Genomic DNA, 17,712 nt, shown 5'->3' with positions numbered 1-17,712 from the left:
AGACAGGCGGCGACCGCAAGGTCGCCCGAGATTTCGGACAGGACCCCGGACTCGGTCCGGGGACCCCAGGGAGATACGCATGACTTTTCTGATCACTGGTGGCGCCGGCTACATCGGCTCCCACGTCGTCCGCGCGATGCTCGCCGCAGGTGAGAAGGTCGTCGTCTTCGACGACCTCTCCACGGGCAACGAGGACCGCGTCCCGGAGGGCGTCCCGCTGGTGATCGGCTCGGTCCTGGACCGGCTGAACCTGGACGAGACCCTCCGGCGCTACAAGATCACCGGTGTGGTGCACCTGGCGGGCAAGAAGCAGGTCGGCGAGTCCGTCGAGAAGCCGCTGTTCTACTACCACGAGAACGTGGAGGGCCTTCAGGTCCTGCTGGGCGCGGTGGCCGCCGCCGGCGTCCGCAACTTCCTGTTCTCCTCCTCCGCCTCCGTGTACGGCATGCCCGACGTGGAGCTCGTCACCGAGGAGACCCCGTGCGCGCCGCTGAGCCCGTACGGCGAGACCAAGCTGGCCGGCGAGTGGCTGGTCCGCGCCGCCGGCAAGGCGCACGGCATCTCCACCGCATGCCTGCGCTACTTCAACGTGGCGGGCGCGGCCGCCCCCGAGCTCGCGGACACCGGGGTCTTCAACCTGGTCCCGATGGTCTTCGAGCGCTTCGACAGGGGTGAGGGCGCCCGCATCTTCGGCGACGACTACCCGACCCCGGACGGCACCTGCATCCGCGACTACATCCACGTCGAGGACCTCGCCGAGGCCCACGTGGTTGCGGCCCGCAAGCTCGTCGAGTGGGGCGCGACCGGGGACTACAAGGACCTCACCGTCAACATCGGCCGCGGCGAGGGCGTCTCCGTACGGGAGATGGCGCAGCTGCTGAACGAGGGCACCGGGCACACGTACGAGCCCGTCGTCGTCCCGCGGCGCCCCGGCGACCCGGCGAAGGTCGTGGCCTCGGCCGACAAGATCGCCGCGGAGCTGGGCTGGAAGGCCAAGCACGACGTCCGCGAGATGATCACCTCGGCCTGGGCGGGCTGGGAGGCCAACCGCAAGGGCGAACTGCCGCACGTCGAGCGCTGAGCCCGTACGCCGCAGCGGACGAACGCGAAGCCGCCCGCCCCGGATGCGTTCCGGGGCGGGCGGCTTCGTGCTGCGTACGCGGGCTCAGCGCTCCAGGAACGTGAAGAGCTCTTCCCACCGGTCGGTGATCTCGGTGCTGGAGTAGCGCTGCACACTGCGGAAGGCGGTGTCGCCGAGCCGGTCGCGCAGCTCGCGTTCCGACATCAGCACGTCGAGGTGCCCGGCCAGCTCCATCGTGTTGCCCAGCCGGGCCAGCAGCCCGTCCTCGCCGTGCTCGACGATCTCCCGTACGCCCGGCGCGCAGTCGAAGGCGGCCACCGGCAGGCCCGTCGCCATCGCCTCCAGCAGGGTGATCGGGAAGCCCTCCGCCCGCGAGGCCTGCGCGAAGACCGAGGCCCCGCGCAGCGCGCCCAGCACGTCGTCGGTGCTGCCCATCCACTGCACGGAGGCGTCCAGCCCCAGTGCGGTCGCGTGCGCCCGCAGCGCCGGCTCCTCCACACCCGCTCCGTAGATCCGCAGGACCCAGTCGGGGTGCTGCGGGGCGGCTTCCGCCCACGCGTCGAGCAGCAGGTCCACGCCCTTCTCGAAGGCGAGGCGGCCGACGCTGGCGACGACCTTCTCCGTGCGCGGGGCGGGGGAGTCCGGCATGAACGGCAGCGGGTTCGGCATGCTGCCCACGTTCTCCATGCCGGCCCGGATCCACAGGTCCGCGTCCTCGGGGGTCAGCACCAGCAGCCGGTCGACCTCGGGGTAGTACCGGCGGACCCGCTCGCCGCGGGTGGACTTCTGGCTGGCCTCGAACGACTCGTGGCTCATGCCGATGACGCCGAGCCCCTTGGTGTCGGCGAGCGCCACCCACTCCATCGCCCAGACCTGCGTGACGATCACGACGGCCCCGGGGCGGGCCGCACGGAACAGCTCGTTCAGCGTCTCCGCCTTGGCCCGCATCTTCGCCCGCCGGGCCGCCTGGCGGCGCCGCTCGGGGGCGTTCAGCCGGCCCTTGATCCCGCGCATGCGGCGGGCCTTCGGCGGGTGGGCGTCGTACAGGGTGGTCATCGCGTACGGCAGGTCCTGCGGCAGCTTCTGCCGGATCTCCTCGGCGACCGGGGCGATGCCGACGATGTGCACCCGGTGACCGCGGTCGGTGAACAGCCGGGCCATCTGGTGCGACCAGGTCGTCACGCCGCCGAGCTCGTCGACGCTGTTGGAGACGATGAAGACGTCACGGCCGCCAGGCTGTTCGTCGCGCGCGCCGGACTCGGCGGTCTGCTGGCTCACTTGCCGCTCCTGGTGAAGAACTTCTCGACGATCTGGCGGGCCGCGTCCCCGCGGTCGTACTCGCCGAACTCGGTGAGGAAACGCTGCCGCGCCTCCGCGTACTTGGCGTCCGCCTCGTCGAAGGCGGCGAGGGCCTGGAGGAGTTCGTCGGCCGTGGCCACCACCGGGCCGGGGGCCTTCTCCTTCAGGTCGAAGTACGTGCCGCGGATGTCGGTCGCGTACTTCTCGTAGTCGTACGCGAAGAACAGCATCGGCCGGTCCAGCACCGCGTAGTCGAACATCACGGAGGAGTAGTCGGTGATCAGCCCGTCGGCGAGCGCCAGCAGCGGGGTGATGTCGTGGTGCCGGGACACGTCGATGACCCGGTCCGCGACCGACGGCGGCAGCGAAACGCTGTTGAGGTAGTGGGTGCGCACCAGCAGCGTGAAGCGGTCGCCGAGCCGCTCGGCGAACTCCTCCACGTCGAAGGGGAACTCGAAGCCCTCCACCGCGCCTTCCGCGTTCGCCCGGAAGGTCGGCGCGTACAGCAGCACCTTCTTCCCCGGGTCGATGCCCAGCTCGGCGGCGAGCGGCCCGCGCACCCGCTCCCCGCTCTGCGCCTCGGCCCGCTGCGCCTCGACCAGGGCATCGTTGCGCGGGTAGCCCGTGCGCAGCAGCACCTCGTCGCGCAGCCGGAAGCCCTTGGCGAGGGTGCGGGTGTCGTGCTCGGAGCGGATCAGGAAGTGGTCGAAGCGGTTGACGGCCGCCTGGAAGCGGTCCTGGCCGGCCTTGCCCTGCGCCTTGGTGCGGGGCTCGTGGAAGCCCATGCGCTTGAGCGCGGAGCCGTGCCAGGTCTGGATGTACGTGGTTCCCTCGCGCTTGGTCAGGGCGAGGGGGAAGCCCTGGTTGTCGACCCAGAACTCGGCCTGCGCCAGCGCGCGCAGGTAGGGCCAGCTCCAGCGGCGCACCAGGGTGGCGTCCTTGGGGAAGCCGCTGGGCTTGCCGCCCGCGTACGACCAGATCGCCTCGAACGGGACGCCCTGGTGGACCATCTCCTCGTAGATCGCCTTCGGGCTGTCGCTGTACTGCTTGCCCATGTGGCTCTCGAAGACGACCGTGCCCTTCTTGATCGGCAGCTTCGAGAAGACCTCGTGGTAGACCTTCACCTTCTGCTCGCCCGAGCCGAGGTTGCGGCGGGCCCGCAGGGCCTTGCGCAGGCCCCGCTTGACCACGCCGGCGGCCTTGCCGTGCATCGCGCTGCTGATCAGCGTCTGGGTGCGGACGGCGGCGGCGCCCTCGGCCGTCAGGACGTAGGAGAGGTTCCCCTTCTTGGTCACCTCCGGCTCGAAGCGGTCGGAGACCAGCCGGGTCAGCCGCGGGCGCACGCGCAGGCGGGCCGCCGACTCCAGGTCGACCCCGCCGACGGAGACGCGGGTGGTCAGGCGCTCGCCGCCGGCGGTCAGCTTCAGGCGGACGTCCCAGACGGCGTCGATGATGCCGAGGGGACGGACGGTGCCGGCGATGTCGGCCGTGGCGGTCCACTCGATCGTGTCACCGGCATGGCGCACGGTTGCCACCGGGAAGCTGAAGGAGCGCACGCCGATCTGCCGGCGGGCCCGGAACTCCAGCGTGGCCCCCAGTTCCGCTTCCGGGCTGATCCGGCCCAGCGGGTTCACCACGGCGCCCGAGAGCGTGACGGTGCCGCGCCCGTCGTCCTCGTACGCGGTGAGCCGGTTGCCCAGCGCGAGGGAGGTGAGCGGGGTGGTGTGGAAGCCCTGCTCGGTGACGTCCAGTATCCGGCGTGCCTCGGCGGCCTCGGCGCTGTCGGGGTCGTCGATGTGCTGCGCGCACCAGTAGACGCGCCCGTCGCGCTCCGCGAGCGGCGAGGACAGCCGGCCCTTGTTGGTCATGGCGTCGGCGGCCGGGAGCAGGTTGTCCCAGTCCTCCTTGCCCAGCAGGTACGCGCAGATCGCCTGGAGGTACGTGACGTGCTCGTACGCGGCCGGGTCGATGCCGGCCAGGTAGCCGTTGGCGAGGCGGGCGAACTCCTGGCGGTACGCGTCGCCCAGCAGGGGAAGGTCGCGCAGGTGCAGCACCAGGTCGTGCTTGAGGAACTTTGCGTCCTTCGCGGACTTGATGTCCGTGTGGCCCTTGGCGGCGAGCAGCCCGTCGACGCGGCGGTGGATCTCCATCCGGTGGACGAAGTTCGCGATCTCGTGGCGCCGGTTGCTGATCGACTTCGCCGTGGCCTTCTCGGCCACGTTCCAGTAGTAGACGTGGTTCGGGATCAGCGTGATGCGGCGGGCCGCGACGTAGGCCTGCGCGGAGAACAGCAGGTCCTCGTAGTGGATGCCGACCGGGAACTCCAGGCCCTGCTCCAGCAGGAACTCGCGCCGGTAGCACTTGTTCGTGGAGAGGGTGTCGTAGACCAGCAGGTCGGGGTCCTCGGTGATCGACTCCAGGGTGCGCGTGCGGGAGTAGATCCAGGGGTACCACTCGGTGGTCTTGCCCCACCGGTTGTCGAGGTGCACGCGCACGCACATGCCGGAGACCAGGTCGGAGCCGGTCCGCTCGGCCGCGGCCAGCATGTTCCGGCAGGCGTTTCGTTCCAGCACGTCGTCGCTGTCCAGGAACATGACGTACGTGCCGGTGGCCTGCTGGATGCCGTGGTTGCGCGGGGCGCCGCAGCCGCCGCTGTTCTCGGGCAGCCGGAAGGCGCGCACTCTCCCCGGGTGCGCAGCTTCTAGCTCCTGGGCGATCGCATACGACCGGTCCTTGCTGCAGTCGTCGACGATCACGACTTCCACCCCGTGCAGGGTCTGGTCCAAAACCGACTGGACGGCTGTCGGCAGACGCTCTGCGTCGTTGTAGACGATGACGACCACGGAGACGTCAGGCACGTGCACCTCGATCCCTTCGTTCCATTCCGCTTAACCCGTCAAAGCTACCGTGTGCCGCGCGCGGATCCGGCAGGCCGACCCTCGGCGTGCATACTTCTAAGGAAGAGGTGTGTGGCGGGTCCGGTCGCCGACAATCACCCGTTCGGACCCAGCAGGAAGTGTTCATGACGAAGCTGTCCGTAGTCGTCCCTTGCTACAACGAAGAAGCCGTGATCGACAGCTTCGACGTGGAGATCCGCAGGGTCCTGGACTCCCTGCCCGTCGAGTACGAGGTCTGCTACGTCGACGACGGCAGCCGCGACGGGACCCTCGCCAAGCTCCGCAAGATCGCCGCCGAACACGGTGACCGTACCCGGTACGTCTCCTTCAGCCGCAACTTCGGCAAGGAGGCCGGCATGCTCGCCGGTCTGCGCGAGGCCACCGGCGACGCCGTCGTCATCATGGACGCCGATCTCCAGCACCCGCCGGAGCTCATCGCCACCATGCTCGACTACTACCGGCAGGGCCACGACCAGATCATCGCCCGCCGCACCCGCGAGGGCGACAAGAAGGTCCGCTCCGCGCTGAGCCGCCTCTACTACCGGGGCGTCAACCGCTGGGTCGACGTGGAGCTCACCGACGGCGTCGGGGACTTCCGCCTGCTGTCCCGGCCGGCCGTGGACGCGCTGCTGTCGCTGCCGGAGTACAACCGCTTCTCCAAGGGCCTCTTCTCCTGGATCGGCTTCGACACCGTCCACTTCGACTACCGCAACGCCCAGCGCGAGGCCGGCGAGACGAAGTGGAAGTTCGGCTCCCTGCTGAACTACGCGATGGACGGGCTGATCTCCTTCAACAACCGGCCGCTGCGCATCGGCATCTGGGCCGGCGTGTCCCTGGTGGCGCTGACCGCCCTGTACGCCTTCTACATCGCGGTCATGGCCATGACCCACGGGGTCGACGCACCCGGTTACGTCACCCTCGTGGCGATCATCGTCGGCATCGGCGGCGTTCAGATGATCATGCTGGGTCTGATCGGCGAGTACATCGGCCGCATCTACTACGAGACCAAGCGCCGCCCGCACTTCCTGGTCAAGGAGGCGCACGGCGCCGACGCGCAGGCCCGGCCCGACACCACCCGGGTCCAGGCGGAACGCGAACGCGGCGGCCTGTCCGCCTCGCGCCTGACGGTCTCCGCCGAGCGCGAGGTGCGCTGAACCATGCGAACCCAGCTGGGCCAGATCCTCCGCTTCGGCCTCGTCGGCGCGGTCAACACCGGCACGTTCTTCGCCATCTACCTGCTGCTGCACCCGTGGATGCCGTACTTCCTCGCCTACACGCTCGCCTTCCTGCTGGCGATGGTCGGCTCGTTCTTCATGAACACCTACTTCACCTACCGGACCAAGCCCACCTGGAAGAAGTTCCTCCTCTTCCCCCTGACGAACGTCACGAACTACGTGATCCAGTCCGCCGGGCTCTACGCCCTGGTGACCTGGGCCGGGCTCGACACCCGGATCGCCCCGCTCGTCGCCGCCGTCGTGGCCATCCCGTTCACCTACCTGCTGTCCCGCAAGATCCTGGTCACGGGCGGCGCCGCACGGACGGAGAACCCGGAGCCGGCCCGCAGCGGGTCCGCGGGCTGAGTCCACCGTCTGAAACCCCGGAGCGGCCGCTCCGGTGCACCCCGTAGATTGAGGTGGCAGACGGTACCGGCAAGGGGCAAGGGGACAGACGTGTCAGCGGCTAGGCAAGGTGTCGTGGACGCCCGCAGGATCGTGGTCAAGGTCGGATCCTCCTCCTTGACCACCGCGGCCGGCGGACTCGACGCCGACCGGGTGGACGCCCTGGTCGACGTACTGGCCAAGGCCCGCAGCGGCGGCGAGAAGGAGATCGTCCTCGTCTCCAGCGGAGCCATCGCCGCCGGGCTCTCCCCGCTCGGCCTGCGCCGCCGCCCCACGGACCTGGCCCGGCAGCAGGCCGCCGCCAGCGTCGGGCAGGGACTGCTGGTCGCCCGGTACACCGCCTCCTTCGCCCGGTACGGTGTCCGCGTCGGCCAGGTACTGCTGACCAGCGACGACACCAGTCGGCGCGCCCACTACCGCAACGCGTACCGGACCCTGGACCAGCTCCTGGCCATGGGCGCCCTGCCGGTGGTCAACGAGAACGACACGGTCGCCACGGACGAGATCCGCTTCGGCGACAACGACCGGCTCGCGGCCCTCGTCGCCCACCTGGTCCGCGCCGACCTCCTCGTCCTCCTGTCCGACGTGGACGGCCTGTACGACGGCGATCCGTCGCTGCCCGGCACCACCCGCATCGACGAGGTGCGCGGCCCCGAGGACATCGCGCACGTCTCCATCGGCAGCGCCGGCAAGGCGGGCGTGGGCACCGGCGGCATGGTCACCAAGGTCGAGGCGGCGCGGATCGCGGCGGCGGCCGGCATCCCGGTCGTCCTCACCTCGGCGAGCCAGGCCGCGGACGCCCTGGCCGGGCGGCTGACCGGCACGCACTTCCACGCCACCGGCCGCCGCTCGGCGGACCGGCTGCTGTGGCTCCAGCACGCCTCGACCCCGCAGGGGCACCTGGTCCTGGACGAGGGCGCCGTACGCGCGGTGACCGAGCGCGGCAGCTCCCTGCTGCCCGCCGGGATCGCCGCCGTCGAGGGCGAGTTCGTCGCCGGCGACCCGGTGGAACTGCGCGCGCCCGACGGCCGCGCCGTGGCCCGAGGGCTGGTCAACTTCGACGCCAAGGAACTCCCGCAGCTCCTCGGCCGCTCCACCCGGGAGCTTGCGAAGGAACTCGGCCCGGAGTACGAGCGCGAGGTCGTACACCGCGACGATCTGGTCCTGCTGCAGGGCTGAGGTTCGGTAAAACCGCCGCGCGGCGGGCCGGGGACTGGTCAACTGTGAGGGGCGGACAGGCATGGCGCAGACAGGAGGCGGGCTGGTGAGACGAGCGCTGACCAGCATCAGCGGCGGCGGGGACGGCGAGCAGGACGAAGCCTCCCGCCTCTGGCACGTCACCCTGAGCGTCTCGGGCAGGCCGGCGCCGCTGTCGGAGGTCCGACGCGGGCTGGAGCAGCTGGCCCACGACCACCCGTTCCTCCTCACCAGCCGGTACGCCGACGACCATGCGGAGATCCGGTACTGGGAGGAGGCCCGCGACCTCCACGACGCCGCGGCCGTCGCCCTGCGCCTGTGGGGCGAACACCGCTCCTCGGCGCAGCTCCCGCCGTGGGAGATCGTCGGCCTGGAGGTCATCGACCGCGCGACGTACCACCTCCGGGTAGCGGAGGGCTACGGCCCGCCCCCGGCGCATCCGGTGGGTGTCCACCCGTACTAGCCGCATCCGGCCCACCGGCACCACCCGGCCCCGCCGGCGTTCGAGGCGCGGGGTCCGGGGCGGAGCCCGGGGTCTTTCGGGGTCCGGGGCGGAGCCCGGGGAACGGTGGAAGGGCGGGTAGGGGGGCGAGTCCCGCAGGGCCCACAAGCCGCACCCCGGCCAGTGCATCGAACAAGGGCATCTCGCGGGATGGAACCCCGTCGGCCCGGGCGGGGCCGGGGACTACCCTGGGCGGCATGACCTCGCTCGACGCCCCCGTCTCGCCCGTGATCGCCACCGCGCAAGCGGCCCGCACCGCCGCCGCGGCCATCGCCCCCCTCCCGCGGTCCGCCAAGGACACCGCGCTGCTGGCCATCGCGGACGCCCTGGAGGCCCGTACGGCCGAGATCGTCGCCGCCAACGCCGTCGACACCGACAAGGCCCGCGACGCCGGCACCAGCGAGACCGTCATCGACCGCCTCACCCTCACCCCGGAGCGCGTCCGCGCCATCGCCTCCGACGTGCGCGACGTCGCCGCCCTCCCCGACCCCGTCGGCGAGGTCGTCCGCGGCTCGACCCTCCCCAACGGGATCGACCTGCGCCAGATCCGCGTCCCGCTCGGCGTCGTGGGCATCATCTACGAGGCCCGCCCCAACGTCACCGTCGACGCCGCCGCCCTCTGCCTGAAGTCCGGCAACGCGGTCCTGCTGCGCGGCAGCTCCTCCGCCTACGCCTCCAACACCGCCCTCGTCGGCATCCTGCGCGACGCCGTCGAGAGCGCAGGCCTGCCCGCCGACGCCATCCAGCTGGTCCCCGGCGAGTCCCGTGACTCCGTCCGCGAGCTGATGCGCGCCCGCGGCCTCGTCGACGTCCTCATCCCGCGCGGCGGCGCCTCCCTCATCAAGACCGTCGTCGAGGAGTCCATCGTCCCGGTCATCGAGACCGGTACCGGCAACTGCCACGTCTACGTGGACGCCCAGGCCGACCTCGACATGGCCGTGGACATCCTCATCAACTCCAAGGCGCAGCGGCCCTCCGTCTGCAACTCCGCCGAGACCCTCCTCGTCCACCGGGACATCGCCGAAGCCTTCCTGCCGCGCGCCCTCGACGCCCTCGCCGACGCCGGCGTCACCGTCCACGGCGACCCCCGCGTCCTCGCGGCCGCCGAGAACTCCAAGGCCACCGCGCTCCCCGCCACCGACGAGGACTGGGCCGCCGAGTACCTCTCCTACGACATCGCCGCCGGCGTCGTGGACTCCCTCGACGAAGCCGTCGCCCACATCCGCCGCTGGACCTCCGGCCACACCGAGGCGATCGTCACCACCTCGCAGGCCGCCGCCCGCCGCTTCACCCAGCTGGTCGACTCGACCACGGTCGCCGTAAATGCCTCCACCCGGTTCACCGACGGTGGCCAGTTCGGCTTCGGCGCCGAGATCGGCATCTCCACGCAGAAACTGCACGCCCGCGGCCCGATGGGCCTCCCGGAGCTGACCTCCACCAAGTACATCGTCACGGGTGACGGTCACGTTCGGTAGTCGGACCTCGAACACCGGGTGGCCGGATTTCGGCGCACACCCTGCCCAAAGCAGCCCCCCAGGTCTAGGCTGTTGCTGTGCCGGACGACGTGGGGGGCAAGTTCCCGGACGACGGGGAGCCCGACAACGACGACCGCGGAGGCGCGGATCAGGACTTCGCCTCCGTGGTGTTCGACGAGGACTTCGTCCGGAACGCCGAGATCCATGAACCGAGCGCCGCAGAACGCCAGCGGGCCGCCGACCGGGCGCGCGCCGAGGCGGAAGCCGCCCGCGCCGTCGCCGGCGGCTGGACGTCCGATGACGACTACGACGGTTACGGCTACGGCCGCCCCGACGGGTACGGCATCGACGAACCCGGCTGGGAATACGGCGCCAGCCATGCGGAGGGCCCGTACGGGGCCTACGGCGGCGCCCTGCGCCCCTACCGGGGCCGCTCGCCCTGGCTGCGCCCTGTCGCCTGGGTGCTCGCCTTCGTGATGGGCCTCGGCATGGTCGCCCTCGCCTTCAGCGCCGTCTACCGCAGCGCCTCGAGCGACGCGGACCACGCTCCCGCGCCCGCCAGCACCCCGCTCACGGAAGTCAGCGGCGCCGGAGCGTTTATGTACCCCGTCGGCCGCCAACCCTGAAGGTACGACCCCACTCGCGTTCGCCGGAGCTGGGGGCTTCTCTGAAGCGGGGACAGCGGGGAGAAGCAATGGCCGTGCCAGGAGATCCACCCGACGGCACCCCCGAGGGCATCGGCGGGGGCGACGAGGAGTTCCGGTCGGACGAGTACCGATCGGTGGTGTTCGACGAGGACTTCGTCCGGGCTGCCCGGCTCCAGGAGTTCTCCGCCCAGGAGCGGATGGGCGAGCATGCGCGGGCCGTGCGCAGCCGGTCCATCTGGTCCGGCGGCGGCTCCTCCCGGCCCAAGACCAGCACGCCCGGCCGGGGAGCCCGCCAGGGCATGCTGCTGGTGCTGCTCATCGCCGTGGCCTTCGCCGCGGCCGTCTACATGGGCCTGAGCAATCCGGCCGTACCCCCGTCCACCAGCCGGACCGGTCCGCTGAGCAGTACGGTCGTGCCCCTTGCGCCCAGCACCACCGTGCCCGGCGGGCGGCCCGTCGACCTGTACGCGAAGAGCCCGGCGGCCGAGTACCGGGTCGGGGCGGCCGGGATCACCCTGCCGGCCGTGCGCCGCACCCACCACTTCACCGACGGGCAGGTCGTCACCGCCCTGTCCATCGCCAAGGACTACCTGGTGCAGTCCTCGCTGGACCCCGACGTACTGGCCGGCGCCGCGACCCGGCCCGTGCGCGTCCTGCTCGACCCCGACCAGCTGGCGCAGTTCGACCGCAGCATGACCTCCCCCTCCGGCGACGGGCGGCACGCGGCCACCGGCTGGCTGGTCCGCTTCGACCCGGGCACGGCCGTCGTCGCCGACACCCGGGTGCGGGTGAACGGAACCCTCGCCTTCGAGGAGGTCTCCGCGGACGTGCTCGAGGTGATCACCGACCACACTTTCGTGTACGCCGTGCACCCCGCCACCGGTTCCCCGGCCGCGGCGGAAGGAGCCTCGCTCTTCACCGTCCGGCGCGAGCTGCGGCTGCGCTTCGACCGGGAAGACCTCGCGGTCCGGCGGGCGGAGCTGGTCTCGGCCTACGTGATGGCCGGTCCGCAGGACTGCTCCACCGATCCCGCCGAAGGCTTCCACCCGGTCCTGGCCGGGGCGGGACCCACCACGGTCGGCCCGGCCGCGAGCGACCCGTACGCCAGCGGCACCCCCCGGCGCACCGCCGGGCTGTGCGGCGTACTGGCGCCGCCGACGGCCGCCGGGACCGCCCCCGTCAGCCCTGCTCCGTAGCGGGGCCGCCCTTGTTCTCGGCGCTCGCACCCGAGCCCGTACCGGCGCCGCCGGCCGCGCCCGTGAACTTGTCGCGCAGCTTGCCGCCGACGTCGGCCGCGCCGCCCGCGATATCGCCGACCAGCTTGAACAGCGGGTCCTTGCTGCTGCGCACCGCGTCTGCGTAGTGCGAGGCCGACTCCCGGAAGGAGTCCGTGACCGAGGTGTCCTTGTCCTCGTCCCGCCGCGGGTAGTGGCCGTCCATGATCCGCTGGTAGTCCCGGTTCTGCGACCACTTCTTCAGCTCGGCCGCCCGCACGGTGGTGAAGGGATGCGTCCGCGGCAGCACGTTGAGGATCTTCAGGACGGAGTCGCGCAGATCGCCGCTCGACTCGTACTCCTCGGCCTGGGCCAGGAACGAGTCCACGTTCATCTCGTGGAGGTGGTTGCCGCCCGCGATCTTCATCAGGCCGCGCATCGACGCGTGCACGTCCTGCCCGACCAGCAGCCCCGCCCGGTCCGCCGACAGCTCCGACTTGCGGAACCACTCCCGCAGCGCCGTCACGATCGCCATGATCGCCACATTGCCCAGCGGGATCCACGCCACCTTCAGCGCCAGACCCGTCAGGAACAGCAGGATCGTCCGGTACACGGCGTGCCCCGACAGCGCATGGCCCACCTCGTGGCCCACGACCGCCCGCATCTCCTCCTCGTCGAGCAGCTCGACCAGGCCCGTCGTCACCACGATGATCGGCTCGTCCAGCCCGATGCACATGGCGTTCGGCTTCGGGTCCTGCTGCACGTACATCTGCGGGACCCTCTCCAGGTCCAGGATGTAACAGGCGTCGCGCAGCATCTCGTACAGGTGCGGGAACTGCGTCTCGCCCACCCGGACGGACTCCGACAGGAAGAGCAGGCGCAGGCTCCGCTCCGGAAGCAGCCCGCTCAGGGCCTTGAACACGGTGTCGAACCCGCTCAGCTTGCGCAGCGCCACCAGCGCCGAGCGGTCCGCCGGGTGCTCGTACGCGCGCGAGGAAATGCCGGGAAACCTCCTGCGGTCCCGCGCCGGCACCTTCTCGAACCCGGTCTCCGTCATAACGCCCTCCCCCTTGATCGGCCTGTGCGCTTCTGCGTCTATCCTCTCCAACGCCTGAGTCGGCGTGAGCGTGCCCCAGGCCCCCGCATACGATGTGAGCGAAGTCTCCGCTCGCTCCCCGACTCGATAGGTATCTGCCTGATGAGCCTCTCCACCACCGCCCACAACCTGGTCGTTCTCGCGTCGGAGGGCGCCGAGCAGCACGGCGGCAACCACGACAGCCTGAACCCGTACCTGACCGGTGGCGGCGCGCTGTTCATCCTGCTGCTGATGCTCTGGGTGACCACGCGACTGAACCGCGACCGCTGAACCCGCGCTCGCGCACACGCTCGAATGCGGGTCCGCACCGCTCCGCCGGGCCAGTAGGCTCTGCGCTCATGGGAGAGCAGGAGATGCCTACCGGCCCGGTCAAGCGCCGGCTCGGCGTGATGGGCGGGACATTCGACCCGATCCACCACGGACACCTGGTGGCCGCCAGTGAAGTGGCCGCCCTGTTCCACCTCGACGAGGTGGTGTTCGTACCGACCGGCCAGCCTTGGCAGAAGTCGCAGGGCGCCGTGTCCCCCGCCGAGGACCGCTATCTGATGACGGTCATCGCGACGGCCTCGAACCCCCAGTTCTCGGTGAGCCGCATCGACATCGACCGCGGCGGGCCGACGTACACGATCGACACCCTGCGGGATCTGAGCGCGCTCAACGAAGACGCCGACCTCTTCTTCATCACCGGCGCCGACGCCCTCGCCCAGATCCTGACCTGGCGGAACGCCGACGAGCTCTTCTCGCTCGCCCACTTCATCGGAGTGACCCGGCCGGGCCACGTGCTCACCGACGACGGGCTCCCCGAGGACGGCGTCTCCCTGGTGCAGGTGCCCGCGCTGGCGATTTCGTCCACGGACTGCCGCGCACGGGTCGCCCAGGGGGATCCTGTCTGGTATTTGGTGCCCGACGGTGTGGTGCGCTACATCGACAAGCGTGAGCTGTACCGGGGAGCCTGAGCTTCCGGAGAGAGGGGCCCCGCGGTGAACGACCGACAGGAGCCGTACGACCCGTACGCCGCACAGGAGCAGCAGCTCATCGGCTACGACGCGTACGGGCGGCCGGTGTACGGCCAGGTGCCCGCGCAGCCCGCCCAGTACGAGCAGGCGTACGAGCAGCAGTACGGCTACGACCACCAGGGCTACGGCCAGCAGGCGTACTACCCGCAGCAGCAGCAGCCGCAGCAGCCGGCCGCCCCCGGCTACGGGCAGCAGGAGTACACCCAGGCCCCCGCCTACGGGTACGACACGCAGCAGACCCAGCAGTGGATCCCGCAGCAGGCCGCACCCGAGCCCCCCGCCCCGGCCCCCGCGGCCGGGCCGCAGCCCCCGCGCCCCGCCCAGGTCCCCGAACCGCGCCGGGCCGAGGAGGACGGGCAGGCCGCCCCCGACTACCGCACCGAGCAGTTCGCCTTCATCGACCAGCCGGACGAGGACTCCGAGGACGTCATCGACTGGCTCAAGTTCACCGAGAGCCGGACCGAGCGCCGCGAGGAGGCCCGCCGCCGCGGCCGCAACCGGGTGATCGCCCTGATCGTCGTCCTGGCCCTCTTCGTCGTCGGCGGCGTCGGCTACCTCTGGTACGCGGGCAAGCTGCCGTTCCTCGACGGCCCCGGGCAGAAGAAGGACTCCGCGGCCGCCGCCGGACCGCAGAAGCGCGACATGATCGTCGTGCACCTGCACAACACCAAGAAGGGCGGCACCTCCACGGCGCTGCTCGTCGACAACGTCACGACCAAGAAGGGCGCCACCGTCCTGCTGCCGAACACGCTGGGCGTCCCCAAGGACGACGGCACCGCCGCGGCCCTCGGCAAGGCGGTCGAGGACGGCGGCGTGGGCGTACGGGACTCCCTCGACTCGGTGCTCGGCACCCACATCGGCGGCACCTGGCGCCTGGACACCCCCTTCCTGGAGAACCTGGTCGAGCTCGTCGGCGGCATCGAGACCGACACCGACACCGCGGTCCCGGCCGACGACGCCGCCAAGACCCCGGCCGTGGCCCAGGGCCAGAAGCAGCACCTCAGCGGCGCGATGGCCGTCGCGTACGCCACCCACCGCGCCCAGGGCGAGCCCGAGGCCAAGCAGCTGGACCGCCTCGGCAAGGTCCTCTACGGCGTGCTGCGCAAGATCCCCGGCGACCCGAAGTCGGCAACCGTCACCGTCGAGAGCATGGGCCAGATCCTCGACCCCTCCCTGAACGCCCAGGCCCTCGGCGCCCTCCTGGCCAGGCTCGGCGAGCACGCCAAGGAGGGCACCGACGCGTACCGCACGGACGTCCTCGCGGTGAAGCCGGACGGCACGCTCACCGACGACGCCAACAAGAACGTCGTCAAGGAGGTGCTCGGCGGCAGCTTCACGGCGGCCCAGGCCGGCACCGCGCCGCGCGTCGGCCTCAAGGACGCCACCGGCGACGACAAGACGCAGGTCGCGGCGAAGGCGGCCCTGCTCAACGGCGGCTACACCTTCGTGGACGGCGGCAAGGCCGACAAGACCCAGCCCGCCACGCAGATCACGTACCAGGACGACGCGCAGCGCGCCAAGGCGGTCGAGGTCGCCAAGACGCTGGGCCTGCCGGAGACCGCCGTGAAGAAGGGCGAGAACGCCGTGAACGCCGACGTCGTGGTGACCCTGGGCAAGGACTACAAACCGTCCTGACCCGGGCCTGACCAGGCCCCCGGGCGGTGCCCCGGCCCGCGCGGGACGCTGCGCGCGGGCGGGGTCGGCGGTACATGAGACCCTTGTAAGGATCTGCCCGCCAACCCGAAAGCATGGCCAGTGACCGCCACGGACCGCTCCATCGAGCTCATCACCGCCGCCGCCCAGGCTGCGGCCGACCGGCTCGCGCACGACATCATCGCGTACGACGTCAGCGACGTGCTGTCGATCACCGATGCCTTCCTGCTCGCCTCGGCGCCCAACGACCGCCAGGTCAAGTCGATCGTCGACGAGATCGAGGAGCGCCTGCTCAAGGAGCTCGGCGCCAAGCCGGTGCGCCGCGAGGGCGACCGCGACGCCCGCTGGATCCTGCTCGACTACATCGACATCGTCGTCCACGTGCAGCACAGCGAGGAGCGGGTCTTCTACGCGCTGGAGCGCCTGTGGAAGGACTGCCCCGAGATCGAGCTGCCCGAGGACGCCAAGCTCACCAAGGGCAAGGCGGAGGAGCACGCCAAGCTGCGCGAGGCGGCGGGCGATGACGAGCTGGACGGTGATCTGTTCTGAGCACGACCGCCACCGGGAAGGCCGGCCGGAAGATCGTCCTCTGGCGACACGGCCAGACCTCGTGGAACCTGGAGCGCCGCTTCCAGGGCTCCACGGACATCGAGCTGACCGAGACGGGTGTGGCGCAGGCGCGCCGCGCCGCCCGGCTGCTCGCCTCGCTGCAGCCGGACGCCATCGTGGCCTCCGACCTGAAGCGGGCCACCGCCACGGCCGGCGAGCTGGCCGCCGTCACCGGCCTGGCCGTGACCCACGACGCCGCGCTGCGCGAGACGTACGCCGGTGAGTGGCAGGGCCTCACGCACGACGAGATCATCGAGAAGTACGGCGAGCAGTACGCGGCGTGGAAGCGCGGCGAGCCCGTCCGCCGCGGCGGCGGCGAGCTGGAGACCGAGGTCGCCGACCGGGCGGCGCCGGTGGTGCTCGAGCACGCCGGCCGGCTGCCCGAGGGCGGCACGCTCGTCGTGGTCAGCCACGGCGGGACGATCCGTACGACCATCGGCCGGCTGCTGGGCCTGGCGGCGTACGACTGGGAGGGCCTGGGCGGGCTCTCCAACTGCTGCTGGTCCGTCCTCGGCGAGGGCGCGCGCGGCTGGCGTCTGATGGAGCACAACGCCGGCACGCTGCCGGAACCGGTGCTCGGCGACGACGACTGAGCCCGCCTCAGGGCGGCTCCCACCCGGATTTCACTTTCCGGCTGGTCACAGGCTAGAGTTCTTCTTGTTCGCAGCGCAGAACACCGGAAACGGGGGGAGCGCAGCGGAGAGCGGGGCTATAGCTCAGTTGGTAGAGCGCCTGCATGGCATGCAGGAGGTCAGGAGTTCAATTCTCCTTAGCTCCACAATCAGGATCCCGTCCCCAACAGGGGGCGGGATCCTTCCGTTTGTTCCTTCGGTGCCTGCTGACCTGCCCCGTACCCGCGTGGCAGAATCGGACCGCCGGAGGGGGGAGTCGACGGCCCGATGCGGGAGGGAGTCGCTGACGGATGGGTGCACACCGGCGGCGGTGCGACTGGTGCAACAACGGCACGCCGATCGTGCGGGACATGGACCCGGTCAACCCCGACTACCAGTACTGGTGCGAGGAATGCGCGCGGGCGCTGATCATAAAAGGCGACCCGATCGAGACGTACCGCGAGCTGGAGGGGGAGCCGATCTACGGCCGGCTGCTCGACGAGCACTGCACGCTCAAGCGGTTCTACCAGTTCGCCAGAGCCTAGGGCCGCGGCGCGGAACGGGGATGAGGAGCCGGGTCCGGAACGGGATGAACCGGGCGAAGCCGAACGCCCGGAAATCGATTTTTGGACCTGGGCCATGACCGTGTAATGTTCTCGATGTCGCCAGGGGGAACCGGCAAGGGAAACCGAGCAGGGGCCCGGCGGCAAAGAAGCAAGGGGCTATAGCTCAGTTGGTAGAGCGCCTGCATGGCATGCAGGAGGTCAGGAGTTCAATTCTCCTTAGCTCCACAGAA

17 protein-coding genes and 2 tRNA genes are annotated in these 17,712 nt (G+C 70.9%); 16 read left to right on the top strand and 3 right to left on the bottom strand.

Going from position 1 to position 17,712, the window contains the following annotated elements; all coding sequences use genetic code 11:
- The first annotated feature begins 79 nt into the window (after positions 1 to 79).
- On the top strand, positions 80 to 1,081 hold the full coding sequence (galE, locus tag ACZ5WG_RS12170; protein WP_468722546.1) for a UDP-glucose 4-epimerase GalE: 1,002 nt from the start codon (positions 80 to 82) through the stop codon (positions 1,079 to 1,081).
- 84 nt (positions 1,082 to 1,165) lie between these two features.
- Here galE and ACZ5WG_RS12165 read toward each other — a convergent pair whose 3' ends face one another.
- The gene (locus tag ACZ5WG_RS12165) at positions 1,166 to 2,359 is read right to left on the bottom strand and encodes a glycosyltransferase (RefSeq protein WP_468722544.1); all 1,194 of its coding nucleotides are present in this window, start codon (positions 2,357 to 2,359) and stop codon (positions 1,166 to 1,168) included.
- On the bottom strand, positions 2,356 to 5,244 hold the full coding sequence (locus ACZ5WG_RS12160) for a bifunctional glycosyltransferase/CDP-glycerol:glycerophosphate glycerophosphotransferase (RefSeq protein ID WP_468722543.1): 2,889 nt from the start codon (positions 5,242 to 5,244) through the stop codon (positions 2,356 to 2,358). The genes ACZ5WG_RS12165 and ACZ5WG_RS12160 overlap by 4 nt, the downstream gene beginning before the upstream one ends.
- A 158-nt stretch (positions 5,245 to 5,402) precedes the next feature.
- Here ACZ5WG_RS12160 and ACZ5WG_RS12155 point away from each other — a divergent pair, with 158 nt between their 5' ends.
- The 7 genes from ACZ5WG_RS12155 (at position 5,403) to ACZ5WG_RS12125 (ending at position 11,913) form a co-directional block, all read left to right on the top strand.
- Positions 5,403 to 6,431 (top strand): glycosyltransferase family 2 protein, encoded by a 1,029-nt coding sequence (locus ACZ5WG_RS12155; RefSeq protein WP_468722541.1) that lies wholly within the window; start codon positions 5,403 to 5,405, stop codon positions 6,429 to 6,431.
- 3 nt (positions 6,432 to 6,434) lie between these two features.
- Positions 6,435 to 6,857: a GtrA family protein gene (locus tag ACZ5WG_RS12150; RefSeq protein WP_468722539.1), complete on the top strand. Its 423-nt coding sequence runs from the start codon at positions 6,435 to 6,437 to the stop codon at positions 6,855 to 6,857.
- Between the two features lie 90 nt (positions 6,858 to 6,947).
- Entirely contained in the window at positions 6,948 to 8,075 is a 1,128-nt protein-coding gene (gene proB, locus ACZ5WG_RS12145) for a glutamate 5-kinase (protein WP_468722537.1), read from the top strand.
- 61 nt (positions 8,076 to 8,136) lie between these two features.
- Positions 8,137 to 8,556 (top strand): hypothetical protein, encoded by a 420-nt coding sequence (locus ACZ5WG_RS12140; RefSeq protein WP_443047543.1) that lies wholly within the window; start codon positions 8,137 to 8,139, stop codon positions 8,554 to 8,556.
- Between the two features lie 236 nt (positions 8,557 to 8,792).
- Complete coding sequence (locus ACZ5WG_RS12135; RefSeq protein WP_468722535.1) at positions 8,793 to 10,070, top strand: glutamate-5-semialdehyde dehydrogenase; 1,278 nt, start codon at positions 8,793 to 8,795, stop codon at positions 10,068 to 10,070.
- A gap of 77 nt (positions 10,071 to 10,147) precedes the next feature.
- The gene (locus ACZ5WG_RS12130; protein WP_468722533.1) at positions 10,148 to 10,696 is read left to right on the top strand and encodes an SCO2584 family spore wall biosynthesis protein; all 549 of its coding nucleotides are present in this window, start codon (positions 10,148 to 10,150) and stop codon (positions 10,694 to 10,696) included.
- 68 nt (positions 10,697 to 10,764) lie between these two features.
- Positions 10,765 to 11,913: an SCO2583 family membrane protein gene (locus ACZ5WG_RS12125; RefSeq protein ID WP_468722531.1), complete on the top strand. Its 1,149-nt coding sequence runs from the start codon at positions 10,765 to 10,767 to the stop codon at positions 11,911 to 11,913.
- Here ACZ5WG_RS12125 and ACZ5WG_RS12120 read toward each other — a convergent pair.
- The gene (locus ACZ5WG_RS12120) at positions 11,897 to 12,988 is read right to left on the bottom strand and encodes a M48 family metallopeptidase (protein ID WP_468722530.1); all 1,092 of its coding nucleotides are present in this window, start codon (positions 12,986 to 12,988) and stop codon (positions 11,897 to 11,899) included. The two genes, ACZ5WG_RS12125 and ACZ5WG_RS12120, sit on opposite strands and share 17 nt — an antisense overlap.
- Positions 12,989 to 13,129: 141 nt before the next feature.
- Between ACZ5WG_RS12120 and ACZ5WG_RS12115 the strand changes: the two genes are divergently transcribed.
- From ACZ5WG_RS12115 to ACZ5WG_RS12080, 8 genes are all read left to right on the top strand, one after another.
- The gene (locus ACZ5WG_RS12115; protein ID WP_037635354.1) at positions 13,130 to 13,297 is read left to right on the top strand and encodes a hypothetical protein; all 168 of its coding nucleotides are present in this window, start codon (positions 13,130 to 13,132) and stop codon (positions 13,295 to 13,297) included.
- A gap of 68 nt (positions 13,298 to 13,365) precedes the next feature.
- Positions 13,366 to 13,983, top strand: coding sequence for a nicotinate-nucleotide adenylyltransferase (nadD, locus tag ACZ5WG_RS12110; protein ID WP_468722528.1), 618 nt, complete (start codon positions 13,366 to 13,368; stop codon positions 13,981 to 13,983).
- Positions 13,984 to 14,007: 24 nt separating this feature from the next.
- Positions 14,008 to 15,678 carry an LCP family protein gene (locus ACZ5WG_RS12105; protein WP_468722527.1) on the top strand — a complete coding sequence of 557 codons (1,671 nt, stop codon included), beginning with the start codon at positions 14,008 to 14,010 and terminating at the stop codon, positions 15,676 to 15,678.
- Between the two features lie 120 nt (positions 15,679 to 15,798).
- Positions 15,799 to 16,245 carry a ribosome silencing factor gene (gene rsfS / locus ACZ5WG_RS12100; protein WP_030297201.1) on the top strand — a complete coding sequence of 149 codons (447 nt, stop codon included), beginning with the start codon at positions 15,799 to 15,801 and terminating at the stop codon, positions 16,243 to 16,245.
- Positions 16,242 to 16,898: a histidine phosphatase family protein gene (locus ACZ5WG_RS12095; protein WP_468723038.1), complete on the top strand. Its 657-nt coding sequence runs from the start codon at positions 16,242 to 16,244 to the stop codon at positions 16,896 to 16,898. The genes rsfS and ACZ5WG_RS12095 overlap by 4 nt, the downstream gene beginning before the upstream one ends.
- A 112-nt stretch (positions 16,899 to 17,010) precedes the next feature.
- Positions 17,011 to 17,083: transfer RNA gene (locus ACZ5WG_RS12090), tRNA-Ala, on the top strand.
- A gap of 144 nt (positions 17,084 to 17,227) precedes the next feature.
- A complete protein-coding gene (locus tag ACZ5WG_RS12085) occupies positions 17,228 to 17,461 on the top strand; it encodes a hypothetical protein (RefSeq protein WP_008738908.1) in 234 nt (77 codons plus the stop codon).
- Between the two features lie 173 nt (positions 17,462 to 17,634).
- Positions 17,635 to 17,707 (top strand) — tRNA-Ala (locus ACZ5WG_RS12080).
- Positions 17,708 to 17,712 lie beyond the last annotated feature (5 nt).

This window comes from Streptomyces sp. NPDC032745, from assembly GCF_055579465.1.
Note: the sequence above shows the minus strand (reverse complement) of the source record. Positions and strands in the feature narration are given on the sequence as shown.